At 71.4% G+C, this 20,596-nt stretch carries 21 protein-coding genes; 11 read left to right on the forward strand and 10 right to left on the reverse strand.

Annotated features, from left to right (window positions below):
* Positions 1 to 86: 86 nt before the first annotated feature.
* The 5 genes from CA984_RS08705 (at position 87) to CA984_RS08725 (ending at position 4,891) form a co-directional block, all read left to right on the forward strand.
* Entirely contained in the window at positions 87 to 800 is a 714-nt protein-coding gene (locus CA984_RS08705) for a TetR family transcriptional regulator (protein WP_242675819.1), read from the forward strand.
* 114 nt (positions 801 to 914) lie between these two features.
* A complete protein-coding gene (locus CA984_RS08710) occupies positions 915 to 2,072 on the forward strand; it encodes a steroid 3-ketoacyl-CoA thiolase (protein ID WP_086570081.1) in 1,158 nt (385 codons plus the stop codon).
* Between the two features lie 16 nt (positions 2,073 to 2,088).
* Complete coding sequence (locus CA984_RS08715; protein WP_086570084.1) at positions 2,089 to 3,108, forward strand: MBL fold metallo-hydrolase; 1,020 nt, start codon at positions 2,089 to 2,091, stop codon at positions 3,106 to 3,108.
* A gap of 36 nt (positions 3,109 to 3,144) precedes the next feature.
* The gene (locus CA984_RS08720) at positions 3,145 to 3,819 is read left to right on the forward strand and encodes a FadR/GntR family transcriptional regulator (protein ID WP_012894583.1); all 675 of its coding nucleotides are present in this window, start codon (positions 3,145 to 3,147) and stop codon (positions 3,817 to 3,819) included.
* 76 nt (positions 3,820 to 3,895) lie between these two features.
* Entirely contained in the window at positions 3,896 to 4,891 is a 996-nt protein-coding gene (locus tag CA984_RS08725; RefSeq protein ID WP_086570086.1) for an Lrp/AsnC family transcriptional regulator, read from the forward strand.
* On the opposite strand, the gene CA984_RS08730 is transcribed toward CA984_RS08725, so the two are convergent.
* A complete protein-coding gene (locus CA984_RS08730) occupies positions 4,839 to 6,263 on the reverse strand; it encodes a hypothetical protein (protein ID WP_086570088.1) in 1,425 nt (474 codons plus the stop codon). The genes CA984_RS08725 and CA984_RS08730 overlap by 53 nt on opposite strands.
* 156 nt (positions 6,264 to 6,419) lie before the next feature.
* On the opposite strand from CA984_RS08730, the gene CA984_RS08735 reads away from it, so the two are divergent.
* Together CA984_RS08735 and CA984_RS08740 are read left to right on the forward strand one after the other, a co-directional pair.
* Positions 6,420 to 7,076: a response regulator transcription factor gene (locus CA984_RS08735; protein WP_086570090.1), complete on the forward strand. Its 657-nt coding sequence runs from the start codon at positions 6,420 to 6,422 to the stop codon at positions 7,074 to 7,076.
* Positions 7,073 to 8,272 carry a sensor histidine kinase gene (locus tag CA984_RS08740; RefSeq protein WP_086570092.1) on the forward strand — a complete coding sequence of 400 codons (1,200 nt, stop codon included), beginning with the start codon at positions 7,073 to 7,075 and terminating at the stop codon, positions 8,270 to 8,272. The genes CA984_RS08735 and CA984_RS08740 overlap by 4 nt, the downstream gene beginning before the upstream one ends.
* 205 nt (positions 8,273 to 8,477) lie before the next feature.
* Here the strand turns inward: CA984_RS08740 and CA984_RS08745 are convergent, their stop codons facing one another.
* Entirely contained in the window at positions 8,478 to 8,888 is a 411-nt protein-coding gene (locus CA984_RS08745) for a cupin domain-containing protein (protein WP_086570094.1), read from the reverse strand.
* A 59-nt stretch (positions 8,889 to 8,947) separates the two neighbouring features.
* On the opposite strand from CA984_RS08745, the gene CA984_RS08750 reads away from it, so the two are divergent.
* Entirely contained in the window at positions 8,948 to 9,418 is a 471-nt protein-coding gene (locus CA984_RS08750; RefSeq protein WP_108724542.1) for a MarR family winged helix-turn-helix transcriptional regulator, read from the forward strand.
* Between the two features lie 136 nt (positions 9,419 to 9,554).
* Here the strand turns inward: CA984_RS08750 and CA984_RS08755 are convergent, their stop codons facing one another.
* Entirely contained in the window at positions 9,555 to 10,277 is a 723-nt protein-coding gene (locus tag CA984_RS08755; RefSeq protein WP_086570096.1) for a TetR/AcrR family transcriptional regulator, read from the reverse strand.
* A gap of 91 nt (positions 10,278 to 10,368) precedes the next feature.
* Between CA984_RS08755 and CA984_RS08760 the strand changes: the two genes are divergently transcribed.
* Together CA984_RS08760 and CA984_RS08765 are read left to right on the forward strand one after the other, a co-directional pair.
* The gene (locus CA984_RS08760) at positions 10,369 to 11,760 is read left to right on the forward strand and encodes an MFS transporter (RefSeq protein WP_086570098.1); all 1,392 of its coding nucleotides are present in this window, start codon (positions 10,369 to 10,371) and stop codon (positions 11,758 to 11,760) included.
* Positions 11,757 to 12,104, forward strand: a complete 348-nt coding sequence (locus CA984_RS08765) for a nuclear transport factor 2 family protein (protein WP_086570100.1) — start codon at positions 11,757 to 11,759, stop codon at positions 12,102 to 12,104. Before CA984_RS08760 ends, CA984_RS08765 begins: the two co-directional genes overlap by 4 nt.
* 43 nt (positions 12,105 to 12,147) lie before the next feature.
* Here the strand turns inward: CA984_RS08765 and CA984_RS08770 are convergent, their stop codons facing one another.
* From CA984_RS08770 to CA984_RS08800, 7 genes are all read right to left on the reverse strand, one after another.
* Entirely contained in the window at positions 12,148 to 13,092 is a 945-nt protein-coding gene (locus CA984_RS08770) for an aldo/keto reductase (RefSeq protein WP_086570103.1), read from the reverse strand.
* 181 nt (positions 13,093 to 13,273) lie between these two features.
* A complete protein-coding gene (locus CA984_RS08775) occupies positions 13,274 to 14,287 on the reverse strand; it encodes an ABC transporter permease (protein WP_086570105.1) in 1,014 nt (337 codons plus the stop codon).
* On the reverse strand, positions 14,287 to 15,780 hold the full coding sequence (locus CA984_RS08780; protein WP_086570107.1) for a sugar ABC transporter ATP-binding protein: 1,494 nt from the start codon (positions 15,778 to 15,780) through the stop codon (positions 14,287 to 14,289). The genes CA984_RS08775 and CA984_RS08780 overlap by 1 nt, the downstream gene beginning before the upstream one ends.
* Positions 15,780 to 16,841, reverse strand: coding sequence for a sugar ABC transporter substrate-binding protein (locus CA984_RS08785; RefSeq protein ID WP_031160603.1), 1,062 nt, complete (start codon positions 16,839 to 16,841; stop codon positions 15,780 to 15,782). The genes CA984_RS08780 and CA984_RS08785 overlap by 1 nt, the downstream gene beginning before the upstream one ends.
* A 124-nt stretch (positions 16,842 to 16,965) precedes the next feature.
* Positions 16,966 to 17,712, reverse strand: a complete 747-nt coding sequence (locus CA984_RS08790; protein ID WP_086570109.1) for an SDR family NAD(P)-dependent oxidoreductase — start codon at positions 17,710 to 17,712, stop codon at positions 16,966 to 16,968.
* Positions 17,705 to 19,000, reverse strand: coding sequence for an L-fuconate dehydratase (locus tag CA984_RS08795; RefSeq protein WP_086570111.1), 1,296 nt, complete (start codon positions 18,998 to 19,000; stop codon positions 17,705 to 17,707). Before CA984_RS08795 ends, CA984_RS08790 begins: the two co-directional genes overlap by 8 nt.
* Positions 18,997 to 19,842, reverse strand: a complete 846-nt coding sequence (locus CA984_RS08800) for a fumarylacetoacetate hydrolase family protein (RefSeq protein WP_086570113.1) — start codon at positions 19,840 to 19,842, stop codon at positions 18,997 to 18,999. Before CA984_RS08800 ends, CA984_RS08795 begins: the two co-directional genes overlap by 4 nt.
* 414 nt (positions 19,843 to 20,256) lie before the next feature.
* Here CA984_RS08800 and CA984_RS47765 point away from each other — a divergent pair, with 414 nt between their 5' ends.
* Positions 20,257 to 20,532 (forward strand): glycoside hydrolase N-terminal domain-containing protein, encoded by a 276-nt coding sequence (locus CA984_RS47765; protein WP_242675820.1) that lies wholly within the window; start codon positions 20,257 to 20,259, stop codon positions 20,530 to 20,532.
* Positions 20,533 to 20,596 lie beyond the last annotated feature (64 nt).

Genomic DNA, 20,596 nt, shown 5'->3' on the forward strand with positions numbered 1-20,596 from the left:
AAACGCATATGCGGTGTAAGGAAGGGGCGCCTTTGTGACCGGCGAGTAACCCATCGGATCATCCGGAAATCAGATAACGTGTTCTCATGCGTACCCCGCATGTGACCATCGAGGCGCCGGTCGCCTCGCGCCTCCCCGGCCCGCCGCCCCCGAGCGCCGCCGGACCGGCCAAGACCAAGGGGGCACCCGGCGTGCAGAGCGAATCGGCGTCCACCGGCGTCCGCACGAGAAGCCAGCATCAGCGGCGCAAGCGCATCGTCCAGGCGGCCGCCGCCCTCGCCTCGCGCGGCGGCGTCGAGGCCATGCAGATGCGCACCGTCGCCGAGCGCGCGGGAGTCGCCCTCGGCACCCTCTACCGCTACTTCCCCTCCAAGATGGATCTGGTCGTCGCCGTCGTCGGCGAGGAGATCGACCTCCTGGAGAGCAGCATCGAGCGGCGTCCGCCCGGCGCCACCACACCCCCGGGCCGCGCCGTCGACGTCCTGATGCGCGCCACCCGCGGCCTGATGCGCGAGCCCGAGCTCGCCGACGCGCTCATCCGCTCGCTGATCATGGCCGAGGTGGACACCCCGTTCGGGGACCGCATGGCGGGCCTGCTGCTCCGCGTCGCCGGAGACGGCCTCACCGCCGAGACCGCGACCGAGGAGCAGTTCGCCCTCGCGGGCTCGCTGGCCAGCGTCTGGGTGCACGAGCTGCTGGAGATGCTCCGCGGCCGCCGCACGTACGAGCAGATCCAGCGCCGCATCGAGATCGCCGCCACCCGCCTGCTCGTCGATTTCCAGCCCCCTCCTTCCGCCTGAAATTAGAACGCGTTACAGTCACAGTCGGAAGACGACCAGAGCGACGTTCTAGAGCGACGCGCCGAGGGGCCGGCCTGCGGACGCCGGCCCCGGGCCGCCGGGCGAGGGGATCGTATGGGTGCAGTGATCGTCGAAGCCGTGAGAACCCCGATCGGCAGGCGTAACGGCTGGCTGGCGGGGCTGAAGCCGCAGGCGGTGCTCGCGGCGGCCCTGACCGGCCTGGTGGACAGGGCGGGGATCGACCCGGCGATCGTGGGCCAGGTCTTCGCCGGGTGCGTCACCCAGGCGGGCGAGCAGGGCGGGCACGTGGGCCGGCACGCCTGGCTCTACGCCGGCCTGCCGTACCAGACGGGCGTGACCACGATCGACGCGCAGTGCGGCTCCTCCCAGCAGGCCGTCCACCTGGTCGCCGCCCTCATCCAGTCGGGCGTCGTCGACGTCGGCATCGCCTGCGGCGTCGAGGTGATGAGCCGCGCCCCGCTCGGCAGCAACGTGCTCCCGGCCCGCCCCCGGCCCGACGACTGGGCCGTCGACCTGCCCGACCAGTTCACCGCCGCCGAGCGGATCGCCCAGCGGCGCGGGCTGACCCGCGAGCGGCTCGACCGGTTCGGCGCCCGGTCCCAGCGGCTGGCCGCCGAGGCGTGGGCCGAGGGCCGGTTCGACCGGGAGATCGTCAAGGTGACCGCGCCGGTCCTCGGCGAGGACGGGCAGCCGACCGGCGAGAGCCGCACCGTAGACAGGGACCAGGGGCTGCGCGAGACGACCGTCGAGGGGCTGGCCCGGCTCAAGCCGGTGATGGGCGACAACGGCCTGCACACCGCGGGCACCGCCTCGCAGATCTCCGACGGCGCGGCGGCGGTGCTGCTGATGAGCGAGGAGGCCGCCGCCCGGCACGGCCTGCGCCCCCGGGCCCGCATCCTCGCCCAGGCCCTGGTCGGCGCCGAGCCCTACTACCACCTGGACGGGCCGGTGGACGCGACCGCCAAGGTCCTGGCCGCCACGGGCATGACCGTCGCGGACATCGACCGGTTCGAGGTGAACGAGGCGTTCGCCTCGGTCGTCCTCTCCTGGGCGTCGGTGCACGGGCCGGACATGGACCGGGTCAACACCGGCGGCGGCGCCATCGCCCTCGGCCACCCGGTCGGCGCGACCGGTTCCCGGCTGATCACCACCGCCCTGCACGAGCTGGAGAGGTCGGATTCGTCCACCGCGCTGGTGACGATGTGCGCGGGCGGGGCGCTCGCCACCGCGACCGTCCTCGAACGACTGTAAGAGCAAGGAGCACCGTTTGAAATCCCGCCGCAGGCCGTACAGCGAGCAGCGTCCGATCGACGTCGGCGGCGGGGTGTGGAGCGTGCCCGTCCCGATCCCCGGCAACCCGCTCGGCTACACCCTGGTCTACGCGATCGAGTCCCCCGCCGGGCCGGTGCTGGTCGACGCGGGCTGGAACCACCCGGAGGCCTGGCTGGCGCTGCGGGACGGGCTGGCCGCCGTCGGGATGGACGTCCGCGAGGTCCGGGGGGTGGTGGTCACCCACTTCCACCCGGACCACGCCGGGCTGGCCGGGCAGGTCCGGGAGGAGTCCGGGGCGTGGGTCGCCATGCACGAGGCCGACGCCGCGCTGGTCAAGCTCATGTGGAGCTTCGGGGAGGGCGCGCAGCGCGACCTCCAGGCCGACATGCTGCGCCGGGCGGGGGCCGCCAAGGTCGAGGTGGAGGAGGTGACGGCGGAGCGGCCGCGGCCGCCCGCGCCGCCCGACCGGACGCTCCACGACGGCGACCTGGTCGACCTGCCCGGACGCGCGCTCCGCGCGATCTGGACCCCCGGCCACACCCCGGGTCACATCTGCCTGCACCTGGAGGACACCGGCCGGCTGTTCACCGGCGACCACGTGCTGCCGGCCATCACCCCGCACATCGGCCTCTACCCCTACGACCGCAGCGACGTGGATCCGCTCAGCGACTTCCTGGACTCGCTGGCGAAGGTGGCGGACCTGGGCGAGCTCGAAGCCCTGCCCGCCCATGAATGGATATTTCAAGATACGGCCGCTCGGGCGACGGAGATCCGCACGCACCACGAGGAGAAGCTCGTACGGCTGACCGCCCTGCTGGCCGAGGCCGGGGAGCCCCTCACCATCTGGGAGACCGCCGGCCGGATGAGCTGGAACCGCCCCTGGGAGGAGCTCCCGGCGATGCTGCGGGGCATGGCCGCCGGGGAGGCGGCGGCCCATCTGCGCACCTTGGAGGTCCGAGGTGTGATCCGCCGCGTACCCGGGGTGGACCCGGTCCACTACGCCCTACACTCTTAGACATCCGATGTCTGAGGGACCCGAGGATGGTGAAGCGTGGCGGTCACCGACGCCGCTATCGACAAGATCAAGCAGATGATCCTCTCGGGCGAGCTCGCTCCGGGCAGCAGGCTGCCGAAGGAGGCCGACCTGGCCGAGCGGCTCGGCCTGTCCCGCAACTCCCTGCGTGAGGCCGTCCGCGCCCTGGCCCTGATCAACGTACTGGACGTGCGCCAGGGCGACGGCACCTACGTGACCAGCCTGGAGCCCCGGCTGCTGCTGGACGCGATGTCGTTCGTGGTGGACTTCCACCAGGACGACACCGTGCTGCAGTTCTTCCAGGTCCGGCGGATCCTGGAGCCGGCGGCGACCGCGATGGCGGCGACGCGGATGAGCGAGTCCGAGGTCGCCGAGCTGCGCAAGATCCTCGCAGAGCTGCCCGCCGACCCGAGCGTCGAGCAGCTCGTCGCCAACGACCTGGAGTTCCACCAGCACATCGCGGCGGGCTCGGGCAACGCGGTGCTGTGCTCCCTCATAGAGAGCCTGTCGGGCCCCACCACCAGGGCCCGGATCTGGCGGGGCCTGACCCAGGAGAACGCGCTGGAGAAGACCCGCGAGCAGCACGCCGCGATCTGCGACGCCATCGCCTCCCGGCAGCCCGAGGTCGCCCGTGCCTGGGCGACGGTCCACATCGCCGGGGTCGAGGAGTGGCTCCGCAGCGCTCTCGCCTGAGCCAATCGCACATCAGGAAAGATCACGAAGTCGTACTCTTGGGGCGGACCGGTCCCGCGACTACGAGGATGACCCGATGCAGCCACTCGACGGAGCCGATCTCAGGGTGGTCGCCGCCCTCCAGGTGAACGGGCGGGCCACCTGGGACCGGATCGGCCGGGTGCTGGCGGAGCCCACCCGCAACGTGGCGCGCCGGGCGACCCGGCTGATGGATTCGGGCGTGCTCTCGGTGATCGGGCTGCTCGACGACCGGCGGCTCAGCTCGGCCGCGCTCCGGCTGCGCTGCCGCCCCGGATCGGTGATCGAGGTGGGAACGGCCCTCACCGAGCTGCCGCAGACCCGCTCCGTCGCGCTGGTCTCGGGCTCGGTGGACTGCGCGGCGGAGCTCTCCGTGGCCGACGAGTCGCTGGTGGACCTGCTCTTCCGGGACATCCCGGCGATCGACGGCGTGCTGGAGAGCACCGCGTATCCGGCGCTGAAATACTTCAGCACGCCCCTCGACTGGCACCTCGGCGTGCTCACCCCGCAGGAGGTCGAGGGGCTGCGCGAGCGGTACGCCCCGCCGGAGCGCTCCCCGCGCGGGGTCGAGGAGCCCTCCGCCGAGGACGGGCGGATCATCGCGGCGGTGGTCACCGACGGCCGCGCCACCCACGCCGAGGTCGCGGCGGCCACCGGGATCAGCGAGTCGACGGCCCGCCGCCGCCTGGACTCCCTGCTCCGCAGGGGCGTCCTGCGCATCCGGGCCGAGATCGAACCCGCCTACCTGGGGCTGCCGGCCGAAGCCGTGCTCTGGCTGCGGGTGGCCGAGAACGAGGTGGAGGCCGTGGGCCACACGCTGGCCGCCCGCCCGGAGGTCAGATACGCCGTGGCCGTGGCCGGCGACCACCAGCTGGTGGCGCAGGTCGCCATGCCCGGCCGGACGGAGCTGTACGGGTTCCTGCGGGAGATCGGCGGGATGCCGGGCATACGGGCCATCGAGACGACCATGATGCTCCGGCCGCTCAAGCGCGGCTTCATGATCAAGCGAGACGGCCGGGTGGAGCGCTGGGCCGGACCCATCGGCTCTCCGTGACGCCCAGCGCGGCGGCGACGCAGGCCACGGGGATCGCGGGCAGCACGTAGCGGTGGTCGAAGTCCAGTGCGGCGACAGGCGCGACGAGCAGGAACACGGCCGCCGCCCACGGCAGCAGCGCCACCCGCCGCCGGCCGATCGAGCCGAGGCCGCCCAGCAGCAGCACGATGCCGAACAACGGACCGTGCAGCACGGCGGGATAGGCGTAGGCGGCGAGGACGCTCCCGTACGGCTCGACAGAGGACATCCCGCGGATGCCGCCGTCGTACTCCCCGCGTACCTTGTCGATCAGCGGGAAGGCGGGCAGCGGCCACGAACCGTGGGGGAACGTCAGCGCGGGCGAGACGCGCAGGGGGTGGCGTACCGGGGTCCACGCGAAGGTGAGCGAGGTGTCGTGGACGACCTCGCCCAGGTAGTCCAGCGGCTGCGCGGCGATGGCGCGCAGGGCGAAGGAACGGGCCAGGTCGTTGTGGGCGAAGCGGCCGCCCGGCAGCCTGTTCAGCGAGGCGTCCGCTGCCCACACGTACTCCGAGGCGGCGTCGACCACGGTGCCGTTCGGGCAGAGCTTCGCCTCCTCGTCCGGCGGCTTGATCACGGAGCAGTCGGCGAACGTCATCGTGCGCGCCCACAGCGCCACACCGTCCGAACCGCTGAGCGCGAACCGGCCGTGATGCGCCTGGTACCACCCCGCGTAGCCGGCGAGAGGGAGCAGCCCGGCGAGGGCGAGCGCGATCAGCTGCCGGCGGCCGGCCCGCTGGATGATCAGATGGATCAGGACGAGGCCGAGCAGCGGCACCGCGACCGTCCGGGTGAGCCCGGCCAGCGCCAGCAGCAGGCCCACCGCGGCGCAGGCGCGCACCGACGGCCTGGTCCGCCACAGCAGGACGGTCAGCGCGGCCACGACGAGGAAGATGACCTGGGTGTCGGAGAGCACGGCGTGTTCCAACCTCAGGAACGCCGGGTCGAACAGCACGGGCAGGGTGGCCGGCGTCGCCCCCCACCCGGGAAGCGACCGGCGGCGGAGCACCAGATAGATCATCGAACCCATGCCGATCCCCATGACGTGCTGTACGCCCGCCACGAGTTCGACGCTGTGGAACGGCAGGAGCAGCTTCAGGAAGAAGGAGTACCCGGCGGGGTGGAACGCACCGCCGGGCTGGAGGTGGACGGCGGTGTCCAGGTAGGTGAAGGAGTCGTACCAGTAGAGCTGCGCGGTGTCGTAGCCCAGCATGACGAGGCAGCGAAGCGCCGCCGCGAGAGCGAGCACGACGGCGAAGACCCCGTGGCCGGTGGCGAAGAACCGGCGGGGGAAGGACGGTCTGCCCTGGTCCACGGGGTGGACGGCCTGGGCGCCGGCGGTGGAGACAAGCATGGTCGAGCCCCCGATCAGGCGCCGGGCGGTCCCGGCGCGGTGAGGGCAGTCCAGCGATCGACCGATAACCTTGGCGTGATCAAATCCGGTTATGTCGGCGTTATGCCGCCTCTGGCACGCTGGCACGCTGCACGATCCAACGATCAAGGAGCTGCCGTGCGGGTACTGGTCGCCGAGGACGAGCGCATGCTCGCCGACTCCATCGGTGCGGGGTTGCGTGGCGAGGCACTCGCCGTCGACATCGCCTACGACGGCGAGACGGCGCTGGAGCGGCTCCGTGTCCACGACTACGACGTGCTCATCCTGGACCGCGATCTGCCGGGCGTGCACGGTGACGACGTGTGCAGGGCGCTGGTGACCGACGGCGCACTGGTCCGCGTCATCATGCTCACCGCGTCCGGCGACGTGCGCTCCCGGGTGGAGGGCCTGTCCCTCGGCGCCGACGACTACCTGCCCAAGCCGTTCGCCTTCGAGGAACTCGTCGCCCGCGTCCACGCGCTGGGCCGCCGGGTGCGTCCGGCCGACCCCCCGATGCTGGAGCGGGCCGGCATCCGCCTGGACTGGGCGCACCGCCAGGTGTTCCGGGACGGCCGCTACGTACCGCTCGCCCGCAAGGAGTTCGGCGTGCTGGCCGAGTTGCTGCGCGCCGACGGAGCGGTGGTCTCCGCCGAGACGCTGCTGGAAAAGGTGTGGGACGAGCACATCGACCCGTTCACCAACACCGTGAGGACGACGATGATGAAACTACGGCGCAAGATCGGCGAGCCGGCGGTCATCGAGACCGTCACCGGGGCCGGGTACCGCATCCCGTGAAGACGAGCGTACGGCTGCGCTTCGCCCTCGCCTGCGGCGTGGTGTTCGTCCTCGTCGGCGCGGTGCTGCTGGTCGCGGTCTCCTTCGTCGTGCGGCAGAGCCTGGAACCCCGTGACGGGCTGCGCCGGCCCGAGTTCATCACGGTCGCGGGCAAGAGATACGTGCCCCCGCCCACCGATGCGTACGCCCTGAAGATGTTCTACTCGTCGGGGCAGTCCGATGCGTACTACGTGGCCCAGCAGCGGGTTGCGCAGGTCAGGCGGGTCTACCAGCGCGACACCGTCAAGAACGTGCTGACCGTGGGCGGTCTCGGGCTCCTCGCGGCCGGCGGCCTCGCCACCGCGGCCGGCTGGCGGGTCGCCGGATGGGTGATCCGCCCCGTCAGGTCGATGACCGCGAGCGTGCGACAGGTCGCGCAGAGCCACGATCTCGCCGAACGCATCGCCCATGACGGGCCGCAGGACGAGATCAAGGAGCTCGCCGACGTCATCGACGGCGTCCTCGGCCGTCTGGCCCGCTCGTACGACGGCCAGCGGCGCTTCATCGCCAACGCCTCACACGAGCTGCGCACCCCGCTGACCATCAACCGCACGCTCGTGGACGTGGCGGTCCGCCGGCCCGACGCGACCGAGGACGTCAGGCGCCTCGGCGAGTCCCTTCTGGTGGTCAACACCAGGCACGAGCGGCTGATCGACGCGCTGCTCGCCCTGTCGGAAGGCGAGCGCACGGTTCTCGAGCGGCGCCCCTTCGACCTGGCCGACGTGGTCGAGCACGTGCTGGACCTGGCGGCCGAGGAGGCCGGGGACAGCGAGGTCACCGTCCACCGGCTGCTGGATCCCGCGCCGACCGCCGGCGAGGCGGTGCTGGTCGAGCGGCTCGCGCAGAACCTCGTGGAGAACGCCATCCGGCACAACCACCCCGGCGGCGAGGTGTGGGTGTCCACCCGGCAGCGGGCCGACCGGGTGGAGCTGGTGGTGGCGAACACCGGGCTCCCCGTGCCTCCCTACGAGATCGAGACGATCTTCGAGCCGTTCCGGCGGCTGCACGGCGACCGGCTGCGCTCCGACCGCGGCAGCGGCCTCGGGCTGTCGATCGTCAGGGTCGTGGCCGAGGCCCATGGCGGCGACGTGACCGCCAGCCCTCGCGAGGAGGGCGGCCTCACCATCGCCGTCGAACTGCCACGCGAGCGATTGTGAACGCCTCCCGGTCACGCGGCCGTCCTCGCCGTCGAACTGCCACGCGAGCGATTGTGAACGTCCCCCGGTCACGCGGCCGTCCTCGCCGTCGAACTCACGCGGTTCGGCCCCGGCCGCTCGCCCCGGTTCACTCAGGCGGCCCCTCCACTCCAGCTCGCCCGGGCGGTGCGGCCGTCCGCGCCAGGCCCGCCCGGATGGTCGTCTCTCAGACGACCCAGGCCGGCAGGATCTTGTCGCCGTCGGGGACGGCGCAGTCCGCCGAGACCCGGGTGTCGTCGACCACGTAGGCGCGCATGCCCGCGGGGGCGGCGACGATGGCGGCGAGGCCGGTCGCCGGGTCCGCGCTCAGGCGGCGCGGCACGTCGGCCGGGAGGACGAGGGTGTCGCCCGGCCCGACGGCGAGCTTCTCGCCGCCGAGCTCGACGGTCGCGCCGCCGTCCAACAGGGTCCACACCTGCTCGGTGTCGATGGCGTGCAACGGGCCCGCCTGGCCGGGGCGCATGTCGACGCGCCAGACGGCCTGCCCCGAACCTCCCTGGGTCGGTGAGGCGAGCGTGGTCATGACGGCGTTGGCCGTCTCGGTCCGGCGGCTTTCCGCATGGCGGATGACAGTCATCGCGTGATCCCCTAAATTAGACAACGTGGTTGCCCAAATAGTGAACCAGGTTGTCTATCGTGTCAAGTGACCCTCCCGGATTCGAGCTGCCGCTCCGGCTGTTCCTCGGCTTCCGCGTCCTCATCGACGAACTGCACGCCGAGCTGGCCCGGCAGGGCCATCCGGACATGCGGCCGATGCACGGCTTCGTCTTCCAGGCGATCGGCGTCGACGGCACGACGGCGGCCGAGCTCGGCCGCCGCCTGGGGGTGTCCAAACAGGCGGCGGGCAAGACCGTCGACGCGCTGGAGCGGCTCGGCTACGTGGAACGCGGCTCCGACCCGCACGACGCGCGGCGCAAGGTCGTACGGCTCACCGAGCACGGCGTCGACTCCCTGGTGCGTTCGGCCCGCATCTTCGACGAGCTGCGGGCCCGCTGGGCCGAGACGCTCGGCGAGGAGCGGCTGCGCGCGCTGGAGGCCGACCTGCGCAAGGTCACCCCGCCGGACGCCTTCCCGCTCGACGTCCCCGGCTGGTTCGGCGGCCACTGACCGGCGGTCGCCCGGGGCCGCCTCCACACGGGCAAGCCCGGGGCCGCCTCCACACGGGCAGGCCCGGCCGGCTCCCACGCGGGCAGGCCCGGCCGGCTCAGCCGGCGATCGCCGGCCCATGAGGGGCGACACCCCTTCACGCCGGAGCGGCCGGCCTTCCCTCAAGCCCCAGACTGCGGGTGAGGTCGCGCAGTTCGTCGAGGTATAGCCGCCCCGCGTCCTTCGTCTGGCCGCGCAGGTGGCCGTAGACCTCAAGGGCGACCAGACCGTGCATACGGCCCCAGACGCGTAGTGCCAGCGCCACCGCCGCGGGAGGCAGTCCGGGGAACTCCGCACGGACCAGGCCCGTCAGGATCGGATCGAAGTCGGTCCAGTCGTATCCGCCCGGCTGCCGGGCCACCGCCTGCGGCCAGGCTGCGGCCACCAAGCCGGTGAGACCCGCGCAGGCGCGGTGCGCGGCCTCGGCGGCGGCCCCGCCCTCCGGCGCCTGGTAGCCGGGGACCGGGTCCCCGTAGATGAGCCGGAAGCCCTCGGGATTGGCCAGGGCCCACTCCCGCAACGTCTGCCCCCAGGCCAGGATCCGGCCCGCCGCGTCGTCGGCGGGCACGGCGTCGCGCGCCGCCTCCACCGTGTCGACCAGCGAGGTGTAGACGTCCGTGATCAGCGCGCTGACCAGCGTGTCGCGGGTCTCGTAGTAGCCGTAGATGGCTCCCGCCGTCATGCCCATCTCACGGGCGATGGCCCGCAGCGTGATGGCGTCGGGCCCACCCTCGGCCATCAGCCCGAGCGCGACCGTCTTGATTTCGGCGGCCGTCTCCGCTCGCAGGCGTTCCCTGCGGCTCGGCGTCGAGACTCCCATGGTTGACACTCTACAGGGTTGCGCTACCGTACGGCGTGTTCTAACTTAACGCCGTGTAGTAAATGTTCGGCATGCAGAGAAAGCTCAACGCGTGAATGCGAAACGACTGATCCTCCTGGCGTTCTCCCAACTGATCGTCGCCCTCGACTACAACATCGTTTATGTCGCGCTCCCCGATATCGGGCGTGAGCTCGGTTTCTCCCCCCAGAGCCTCCAATGGGTCGTCAGCGGCTACGCCATCGGGTTCGGCGGCTTCCTGCTGCTCGGTGGCCGTGCGGTCGACCGGCTCGGCGCGCGGCGCATGCTCGTCCTCGGCCTCGCGCTCTACGGCATCTCGTCGCTGGCCGGAGGGCTCGCCGCCGGTCCGGGCCTGCTCGTGGCCGCCCGCGCGGTCCAGGGACTGGGCGGCGCGCTGCTCGCCCCCGCGACCCTGGCGCTGATCTACTCCGGCTTCGCCGAAGGGCCGGCGCGCAACCGGGCGCTGGGCGCCTGGGGAACCGCGGGCAGCGCCGGCCTGGCCGCGGGTGCGCTGCTCGGTGGCGTGCTCACCGCGACGTGGGGCTGGCAGTGGGTCTTCTACGTCAATGTCCCGCTGGCACTCGTCGCGATCATCGCGGCGCTGCGGCTGCTGCCCCCCGACCCGGCACGCGGGCACGGCGGCTTCGACGCGCTGGGCGCGCTGCTGGCCACCGCCGGCTCGACGCTGATGGTGCTCGGCCTCGTCAGCGGCCCCGAGGCGGGCTGGACCACACTCCGCGGCCTGGGCTCCCTGGCCGCCGGGGTCGTCCTGATCGGAGCCTTCCTCCTGGTCGAGGCCCGTGCCCGGGAACCACTCGCCCCGCCGCGCCTGCTCGGCGACCGCAACCTGACCACCTCGATGCTGGTGATCCTGTTCTTCCAGAGCGCGCTCGGCGGCGGCTACTACCTGCTCACGATGTACCTGCAGCCCGTGCTCGGCTACAGCGCCCTGCAGGCCGGTCTGGCCTTCCTGCCGCTGACGCTGCTGTCCATGGTCGCCGCCGGCCGGCTCGCACCCGCCCTGCTGGGACGGTGGGGAGTGCGGACCACCCTGATCGCCGGAATGCTGGGCAGCGGCGTCGGAATGGCCGTCCTCTACGCGGGCATGTCGGCGGACGGCTCCTTCTGGGCGCTCATGCCCGGCACCGTGATCTGGGGCCTGTCGGGAGGCTTCACCTTCGTCGCCATGTTCGCGGCGGCCGGGTCCGGCATCGCCCCGACAGAACAGGGCGTCGCCTCGGGGCTGGCGACCACGGCCCAGCAGATCGGCGGGGCCATCGGCCTGGCCGTCATCATCGCGGTGGCCAACGCGGGCGAGCCGGGAGCCGGCGGCCTGCGTACGGCCGGCTGGGTGGCGGCCGCGGCCTCCATCGCGGGCGCCCTCATCGCACTCACCCTCAAGCGACGGCCGACCGCCGCCGCGCAGGAGACGACCACCACCTCCATGGAAGGGATCAACAGGTGAACCGCACCAACCTCGCACAGAAGTACATCGAGATCTGGAACGAGAGGGACGCCGGCCGCCGCCGGTCCGCGATCGACGCGGTCCTCACCGAGGACAGCGTCTACAGCGACCCCGACTGGGAGGCGGTCGAGGGCCGCGACGGCATCGACACCATGATCGGCCGAGCCCGGGAGAAGTTCGGCGACCTCGCCTTCAGCCTTGGCGAGGTGATCAACGAGCGCCACGACCTCATGCTGTTCACCTGGCACCTCGGGCGGCCCGGCGAGCCGCCGGTGGCCACCGGCTACGACGTCGTCCGTTTCGAGAAAGAGTCGATCCGCCGGATCGACGGCTTCTTCGTCTGATCACGCCCGCGCGTCGGTGCCGGCCGGCCGGCCGCCGCCCCGTTCAGCCGGGGATCAGGTCCTCGGCCGCCAGTTCGGCCCAGAGGTCCTCGGGGACGGGCCTGGCGGTCAGGGCGGCGTTGCGGGTGACCTCGGCGGCGGACCTGGCGCCGACGACCACCGAGGCGACCGCCGGGTGGCGGAGCGGGAAGGCCAGCGCCGCTTGGGGCAGGGTGACGCCGTGGCGTTCGCACACGGCCGCGATGCGGCGGGCGCGGGCAAGCAGCGGCTCGGAGGCGGGGGCGTAGTCGTAGGTGCCCGACGGCTCGTGGGTGGCGAGCAGTCCGCTGTTGAACACTCCGGCGGCGACCACCGAGACGCCCCGTTCCTGGCAGAGCGGCAGCAGCTCCTCCTCCCCCGACTGGTCGAGGAGGGTGTGGCGGCCGGCCAGCATGACCATGTCCACGCCGGTCTCCCGGACGAACCGGGTGAGCATCTCCGACTGGTTCATGCCGACCCCGACGGCCTTGACGACCCCCTGGTCGCGCAGTTCGGCCAGGGCCGGATACGCCTCGGAGACGGCCTGTTCCCAGTGGTCGTCCGGGTCGTGGATGAGCACGATGTCGACCGCGTCGAGACCGAGCCGGAGCAGGCTCTCCTCCAGCGACCGCCGTACGCCGTCACGGGAGAAGTCCCACACCCGGCGGAGGTCGGCCGGGACGTCGAACCCCTGGTCGTCCCGGGCGGCCGGGACGCCGGTGGGCGCCGGCACGAGCAGGCGGCCGACCTTGGTGGACAGGGTGTAGGAGTCGCGGGGCCGCCCGGCCAGGGCGGTGCCGAGCCGCCGTTCCGACAGGCCGAGCCCGTAGTGGGGCGCGGTGTCGAAGTAGCGGAACCCGGCGTCGTAGGCGGCGTCCACCGTCGCCCTGGCCTCGTCGTCGCCCACGGCGGTGAAGAGGTTGCCGATGGGGGCGGCGCCGAAGCCGTACTCGCTCACGGAGAGGGTCATGACCGCCGATCCTGTGCCTTGCCGTAGTCCCCCGGGGAGAGGGATGGTCGATCCTGCGCGTTGCCGTAGTCCCCCGGGGAGGGGGTGGTCGGTCCTGGGCCTTGCCGTACCCGCCTGGGAGCGGGAGCGATCCCCGCTCCCGCGCCCTGCCGTACCCGCCCGGGAGCGGGTACGGCCGTCGTCAATCCTGTGCCTTGCCGCCGGCGAGGCGGCTGATCATCAGGGCGACCAGGATGATCGAGCCGTAGACGAGCTGCTTCCACTCGCCGGGGACGCCCTTCAGCGTCAGGATGTTCTCGACGAGACCGATCACCAGGACACCGGTGAGGGCGCCGAGGATCGTGCCCTTGCCGCCGTCCATGCTGACCCCGCCGATGACCGCGGCGGCGAAGGCCATGAAGATCCAGCCGACGCCCTGGTTGGCGCTGATGCCGCCCAGGCGGCCGGTCTCCAGCACTCCGGCGAGCGCGGCGATCACGCCGCCGATGATGAAGACGATCCACAGGACCCGCTCGACCCGGATGCCCGCCGCGCGGGCGGCGTCGGCGTTGCCGCCGATGGCGTAGAGCGAGCGGCCGGCCCGGAAGTAGCCGAGCGCGACGATGGCCGCGGCGAAGAGCAGGCCGGTGATCCAGATGGCCGCCGGGAGGCCCAGCCAGGTGGCGCTGCCGAGGTAGAGGAACGACTCGGGCAGCTCGAACAGGCTCTTGCCCTGGGTGAGGCCGAGCTGGAGTCCGTGGACGACGATCATCATCGCCAGGGTGACGATGAAGGCCGACAGCTGGAACCGCATGATCAGGAAGCCGTTGAAGGCTCCGACCAGCCCGCCGACCAGCAGGCAGAGCGGGATCGCCAGGATGCCGGGGAGCTCCAGGCCGAACCCGCCGGCCGCGACCGGGATGACCAGCATCACGCCGACGGCGGGGGCCATGCCGACCGTGGACTCCAGCGACAGGTCGAACTTGCCGGCGATCAGGATCAACGCCTCGGCGAGCACCACCAGCGCCAGGGCCGACTGCTGCTGGAGGACGTTGGTCAGGTTGCCGGCGGTGAGGAACACCGGGTCCACGAACGACCCGACGATCAGCAGCACGATGATCACCGGGACCAGCGTGAGGTCCCGGAACCGCCCGAGCTGGAACCGCCGGCCCTGTGCGGGCAGGGTCGCCACGGGCGTCGTCTTTGTAGTGGCCATCAGTGTTCGATACCTTCCATCGCCGCCACCAGCTCGCTGTCGGTCCAGCCGCGGGGCACGTCCTTCACGACCTTGCCGTGAAACATGACCAGGACCCGGTCGCAGATCCGCAGGTCGTCGAGTTCGTCGGAGACCAGTACGGCTCCGGTCCCCTGGGCCACCGCGTCCTCCACGGCGCCGAGGAGCGAGTGCTTGGCCTTCACGTCCACCCCTGCGGTCGGGTTGATGACCACGAGCGCCCGGGGGTCGTCCGCGAGCGCCCTCGCCAGCACGACCTTCTGCGCGTTGCCGCCGGACAGGTCGGCCACCGGCTGGTCGGGTCCGGTCGTCTTGATGTCCAGCTCGGCGATCATCCGGGCGCCGTGCTCGCGCCGTCTCGCCGGGGAGATCATGCCGTACCGGCCGAGCTTGCCCGCGATCGGGATGGTGGCGTTCTCGGCGATCGACAGCAGCGGCACGAAGCCCTCGTGGTGCCGGTCCTGGGGGACGAAGCCGAGACCGGCGGCGAGCACGGACGGCACGTCTCCCGGCTTGACCTCGGTGCCGTTGACGGTCACCGTGCCGGCGTCGGCGCGGCGGAGGCCGACCAGCGTCTCGGCCAGGCCGACCTTGCCGCTGCTGCCGGACCCGGCCAGGCCGACGATCTCCCCGGACCTGATGGCCAGGTCCACGTCCTCGTAGCGGCCGTCGAGGCTGAGCCCCCGGGCGGCCAGGACGACGGGGGCGGAGGCGTCGACCGTACGGGAGCGGTATTCGTAGGCGGCGGTGGCCTCGCCGGTCATCGCGTCGACCAGCTGGGCGTGCGGGAGGTCGCCGACCGTGGTGGTGACGATGTGCCGGGCGTCGCGGAAGACCGAGACGCTCTGGCAGATCTCGTACACCTCCTCCAGGTGGTGCGAGATGAACATCATCGTCACACCCTGTTCCCGGAGGGAGCGCATCCGGTCGAAGAGCCGCTGGATGGCCGGGCCGTCGAGCTGGGCGGTGGGCTCGTCCAGGATGATGAACCGGGCGCCGAACGACAGCGCCCGGGCGATCTCCAGAAGCTGGCGCTGCTCGACGCTCAGGTCTCCGGCGAGGCCGTCGGCGTCCACGTCCACGCCGTACTGCTCCAGGAGCTGCCTGGCCCGCGCGCGCAGGCCGCGCCACTTGATCGCGCCCCGGTCGGTCTGCCGGTTCAGGAAGAGGTTCTCCGCGACGGTGAGCGTGGGGATGATCGTCGACTTCTGGTAGACGCACGCGACGCGCTGCCGCCAGGCGTCCCGATCGGCCAGCGGCGGCGCGAGCTCCCCGCCGAAGCGGACCTCGCCCTCGTCGGGGCGCTGGAGCCCGGTCAGGATCGACACCAGCGTGGACTTGCCCGCGCCGTTCCGGCCGACCAGCGCGTGCGTCTCCCCCTCGGTGATGGCGATCCCGGCACCGTTGAGGGCGGTGGTCGGGCCGAAGCGCTTGGTGATACCAAGCGCTTCAACCGCTTTAACGGAAGATGTCATCACTTGACCTGGTTGCCCCAGAGGCTCTTGTCGTCCACGTTCTCCTTGGTCACCAGCGGGGCGGGAAGCTGGTCCTCAAGGCCGTTCGGCAGCTGGATGATCGTGCTGTCGTGGTCGGTCGGGCCCGGCTGGAAGGTCTTGCCCTCGATCGCGGCCTTGGCGTAGAAGAGCGCGTACTTGGCGTACAGGTCGGCCGGCTGGGAGAGCGTGGCGTCGATCTCACCCTTGCGGATCGCCTCGAACTCCTGCGGGATCCCGTCGTTGGAGATCACGAAGACGTGCTTGGGGTCCTCCGGCGGCGCGATCAGGCCCTTGGCCTTGAGCACCTGCAGGGTCGGGGCCAGGTGGACGCCTCCGGCGTGCATGTAGATGCCCTTGACATCCGGGTGCTGCTGGAGGCGGGTCTGCAACATCGAGGCGGCCTTGGTGCCGTCCCACTCGGTCGGCTCGTCGAAGACCGTGATGCCGGGGAACTTCTCCTTCATGCACGCGCCGAACGCCTCGGCCCTGTCCCTGCCGTTGATCGAGGACAGCGCGCCCATGAGCTGGACGATCTTGCCCTTGCCCCCCAGCTTCTCGCCGAGGAACTCGCACGCCCTGGTGCCGTAGGCCTTGTTGTCGGCCCGCACGACCATGAAGATCTTGCCCTTGTCGGGGCGGGTGTCCACCGAGACGACCGGGATGTTCTTGTTCTCCAGGGTCTGGAGCGTGGAGGCGATCGCGCCGGTGTCCTGCGGGGCCATGACGATCGCCTTGGCGCCCTGGCCCATCATCGCCTGGGTGTTGGCGACCAGCTTGGCCACGTCGTTCTGGGAGTTGGTCGGCGGCATCAGCTCGACGCCCAGCTCGCCGGCGAGCTGCGGGACGTACTTGTTGTAGGAGTTCCAGAAGTCGGAGTCGGCGCGCGGGAAGTCGATCCCGACCTTGCCGCCCTTGGCCCCGGCGTCGGCCGCGGGCTTGGCGCTGCTGTCCGCGCCGGTGGTCTCCGACGAGCCGCATGCCGAGACGGTGAGAGCGAGCGCGAGCAGTGCCGCACCCGTCGCCGCAGTTCCGAGTTTCATACCGTTGCCTCGATTCGAAACCATGTGGGGGGTGAATTATTTCTAGACCGATATCTCGTACATCTCATTGGGCGGCCGGCCTCCGGAGGGAGGCCCCCGCCGTGTCACGCCACGTCGCGCCGTGTCACGTCGCGGGCCGGAGCCTGAGTCCCTGCATGCCTCCGTCGACCGCCAGGGCCATGCCGGTGGTCGAGGCCGCGAGCGGGCTCGCGAGGTAGGCGATCGCGGCCGCGACCTCCTCCGCGCTCACCAGGCGGCCCATCGGCTGACGTCCCTCCAGGGCCGCCCGCTCGGCCGCCGGGTCCGCCGCCGCGTCGAGCAGGCGCTGCACCCAGGGGGTGTCGGCGGTGCCCGGGTTGACGCAGTTGACACGGATGCCCTCGCGGACATGGTCGGCGGCCATCGCCAGGGTGAGCGACTGGATGGCCCCCTTGGACGCGCTGTAGAGCGCCCGCTGGGGCAGGCCCGCCGTGGCGGCGATGGAGCAGGTGTTGACGATCGCCGCGTTCGCCGAGCGCCGCAGGTGCGGCAGGGCCGCCCGCGTCACCCGGACGATGCCGAGGACGTTGACGTCCAGGACCCGGGACCACTCCTCGTAGGGGTTGTCCTCGATCGTCCCGGCCGCGCCGATCCCGGCATTGTTCACCAGGATATCCAGGCCGCCCAGCCGTTCGGCCGCCTCTGCGACCGCCGTACGGACCGCGTCCTCGTCAGTGACGTCCGCCGTGACCGGGATGAACGGCTCCCCGGGCGGGTTGAGGTCCAGGCAGGCCACCGCCGCTCCGCGCTCGGCGAGCAGGGTGGCGGTGGCCAGGCCGATGCCGGAGCCGCCGCCGGTGACCAGGACGCGCAGGCCGTCGAACTCAGCCATTGAGGGACCTCCAGACGGGGCCGTCGGGGTAGGTGTGGTCGGTGATCGACCGGGGGTGCATGGCGGCGCCGAAGCCGGGCAGACTCGGCGCGACGTAGGCGCCGTTCCTGATCACCACCGGGTCGGCGAAGTGCTCGTGGAGGTGGTCGACGTACTCGATCACCCGGTTCTCCATCGAGCCGCTGACCGCGACGTAGTCGAACATCGACAGGTGCTGGACCAGCTCGCACAGGCCCACGCCGCCCGCGTGCGGGCAGACCGGGACACCGAACTTGGCCGCGAGCAGCAGGATCGCGACGTTCTCGTTCACGCCCGCGACCCGGGCCGCGTCGATCTGCAGGTAGGAGATCGCCTCGGCCTGCAGGAGCTGCTTGAACATCATGCGGTTCTGCACGTGCTCGCCGGTGGCGACCGGGATCGGCGCGATGCCCCGCGCGATGGCGGCGTGGCCGAGCACGTCGTCGGGGCTGGTCGGCTCCTCGACCCAGTGCGGCCGGAACTCGGCCAGGGCGTTGACCCAGGCGATGGCGGAGTCCACGTCCCAGCGCTGGTTGGCGTCGATGGCGATGGGGAAGTCGTCGCCGCAGGTCTCACGCGCGATGCGCATCCGCCGCCGGTCGTCCTCCAGGTCGGCGCCGACCTTCAGCTTGATCTGGGTGAAGCCCTCGGCCATCGCCTCCTTGCACAGGCGGCGCAGCTTGTCGTCGCTGTAGCCGAGCCAGCCCGGCGAGGTGGTGTAGGCCGGGTAGCCGTGCTCCCTCAGATGGGCGATCCGCTCCCGCCGGCCCGGCTCCGCGGCGCGCAGGATCTCCAGCGCCTCCTGCGGGGTGAGCGCGTCGCTGAGGTAGCGGAAGTCGACCAGCGCGACGATCTCCTCGGGCGACATCTCGCCGAGCAGCAGCCACAGCGGCTTGCCCTCCCGCTTGGCCTTCAGGTCCCAGAGCGCGTTGACCACGGCGGAGATCGCCATGTGCATGACGCCCTTCTCCGGGCCGAGCCAGCGCAGCTGGGAGTCGTGGACCATGTCCTTCCAGAGCGCGCCCAGGTCCTCGACGTCCTTGCCGATGACGTACGGCTCCAGCGCCTTGATGGCGGCGGTCTGCACCTCGTTGCCCCGGCCGATGGTGAAGGCGAAGCCGTGGCCCTCGAACCCGTCGTCGGTCTTCAGCACCAGGTAGGCGGCCGAGTAGTCCGGGTCCGGGTTCATCGCGTCGGAGCCGTCGAGCTCCAGCGAGGTGGGGAAGCGGATGTCGTAGGTCTCCAGCGCGGTGATGCGGTAGGCGCTCATGCCTGCCCCACCGTCTGGCGCTGGCGGCCCAAGCCGTCGATCTCCAGCTCCATGACCTGGCCCGCGCGCAGGTACGGCGTGCCCGGCAGGCCGAGCGCGACGCCGGCCGGGGTGCCGGTGTTGATGACGTCGCCGGGCTCCAGGACCATGAACCGGCTGAGGTAGCGGACGACCTCGGCGACATGGAAGATCATGTTCTTGGTGTCGCCGTTCTGGTACGGCTCGCCGTCCACCCACAGCCGCAGCCCCAGGGACTGCGGGTCGGCGATCTCGTCGGCGGTGACCAGCCAGGGGCCGAGCGGGTTGAAGGTCTCGCAGGACTTGCCCTTGTCCCACTGGCCGCCGCGCTCGAGCTGGAACTCGCGCTCGGAGACGTCGTTGGAGATCGCGTAGCCCGCGACCGCCGCGAGGGCCTCCTCGTGGGTCTCCGCGTAGCGGACGGTCCGGCCGATGACGACGGCCAGCTCGACCTCCCAGTCGGTCTTCACGCTGTCTCTGGGGATCAGGACCTCGTCGTAGGGGCCGACGACCGTGTTGGGGGCCTTCATGAAGATGATCGGCTCGGCCGGGATCGCAGCGCCCGTCTCCTCCGCGTGGTCGCGGTAGTTGAGCCCGATGCACACGATCTTCCCCGGCCTGGCGACGGGCGGGCCGATCCGCAGCCCCTCGGTCTCCAGCACGGGCAGTTCGTCCCGTTCCAGCGCCTCGCGGACGCGCGCCACTCCCCCGGAAGCGAGGAAAGCCCCGTCGATCTCGGGTTCCGAGATTGCGCGGAGGTTACCGGCCTCGTCCATGACGGCCGGGCGCTCCTGGCCGACGGGTCCAACTCGCAGCAGCTTCACACCGCACCCTTCAGTCATACATCGGATGTCTTGTCTCGTGATGCTGAACGACACCGAACCTCTATGTCAACCCTTCAGCGGGGTATACATCCGATCTGTTATAGAGGATAAACCGCAGGTGACAGTGGTATAGCGGGATCTTCCCCACACTCCCTCCATCAGTCATCGGATTTAACCGGGCGGGCGTCGGCGAGGCTCACCTGTCGGATCCTCCGGTGTGAACGGCGATCCCGTTGATCGATAACTCCCAAACATCGGAGGATGAGCCTTGTTGCAGCGGGGTTTCGGTGCTATCTCCTTGAGACAGGCCGGTCCTGTGATCGGAGGAATCGGTTATCTCACCCTCCAAGACGACGGCTCGACATCACCCTGCCGGCCACACCCACTCTCGCCACCTGCCTTTATGGGCAGCACATGGCCCACGCGGAGCCGGAAAAGAGCACAGCAGCCGTACAGACACCCGATGATTTGACGCTCTGGTACGACAAGCCCGCCACCGACTGGGAGACGCAGGCGCTGCCGATCGGCAACGGCGCGCTGGGCGCCATGGTGTTCGGCGGGGTCGCGAGCGAGCAGATCCAGGTGGTCGCCCAGCACCTGACCGGAGCCGTCGACCGCATGGCCATCCTCCCGGAGCGCACTGCCCCGGCACCTGGCGCGACCCGGCCTTCCGACCCCCGCCCCGGCTGATCCGCACGCCGCCTGCGGGGCTCCCGCGCCCCGTTTCCGGAGCTCCCGCGCCCCGGAGGGGGCG

Source organism: Streptosporangium minutum (assembly GCF_002149035.1).
Lineage (GTDB): Bacteria > Actinomycetota > Actinomycetes > Streptosporangiales > Streptosporangiaceae > Streptosporangium > Streptosporangium minutum.

What these genes read in the sequence shown, in the direction of transcription:
- CA984_RS47765 (WP_242675820.1), top strand. Translation starts at nt 20,257, where the DNA reads ATGGCCCACGCGGAGCCGGAAAAGAGCACAGCAGCCGTACAGACACCC.
- CA984_RS08780 (WP_086570107.1), bottom strand. Translation starts at nt 15,780, where the DNA reads ATGACATCTTCCGTTAAAGCGGTTGAAGCGCTTGGTATCACCAAGCGC.
- CA984_RS08755 (WP_086570096.1), bottom strand. Translation starts at nt 10,277, where the DNA reads ATGGGAGTCTCGACGCCGAGCCGCAGGGAACGCCTGCGAGCGGAGACG.
- CA984_RS08795 (WP_086570111.1), bottom strand. Translation starts at nt 19,000, where the DNA reads ATGAGCGCCTACCGCATCACCGCGCTGGAGACCTACGACATCCGCTTC.
- CA984_RS08770 (WP_086570103.1), bottom strand. Translation starts at nt 13,092, where the DNA reads ATGACCCTCTCCGTGAGCGAGTACGGCTTCGGCGCCGCCCCCATCGGC.
- CA984_RS08775 (WP_086570105.1), bottom strand. Translation starts at nt 14,287, where the DNA reads ATGGCCACTACAAAGACGACGCCCGTGGCGACCCTGCCCGCACAGGGC.
- CA984_RS08785 (WP_031160603.1), bottom strand. Translation starts at nt 16,841, where the DNA reads ATGAAACTCGGAACTGCGGCGACGGGTGCGGCACTGCTCGCGCTCGCT.
- CA984_RS08745 (WP_086570094.1), bottom strand. Translation starts at nt 8,888, where the DNA reads ATGACTGTCATCCGCCATGCGGAAAGCCGCCGGACCGAGACGGCCAAC.
- CA984_RS08730 (WP_086570088.1), bottom strand. Translation starts at nt 6,263, where the DNA reads ATGCTTGTCTCCACCGCCGGCGCCCAGGCCGTCCACCCCGTGGACCAG.
- CA984_RS08725 (WP_086570086.1), top strand. Translation starts at nt 3,896, where the DNA reads ATGCAGCCACTCGACGGAGCCGATCTCAGGGTGGTCGCCGCCCTCCAG.
- CA984_RS08705 (WP_242675819.1), top strand. Translation starts at nt 87, where the DNA reads ATGCGTACCCCGCATGTGACCATCGAGGCGCCGGTCGCCTCGCGCCTC.
- CA984_RS08710 (WP_086570081.1), top strand. Translation starts at nt 915, where the DNA reads ATGGGTGCAGTGATCGTCGAAGCCGTGAGAACCCCGATCGGCAGGCGT.
- CA984_RS08790 (WP_086570109.1), bottom strand. Translation starts at nt 17,712, where the DNA reads ATGGCTGAGTTCGACGGCCTGCGCGTCCTGGTCACCGGCGGCGGCTCC.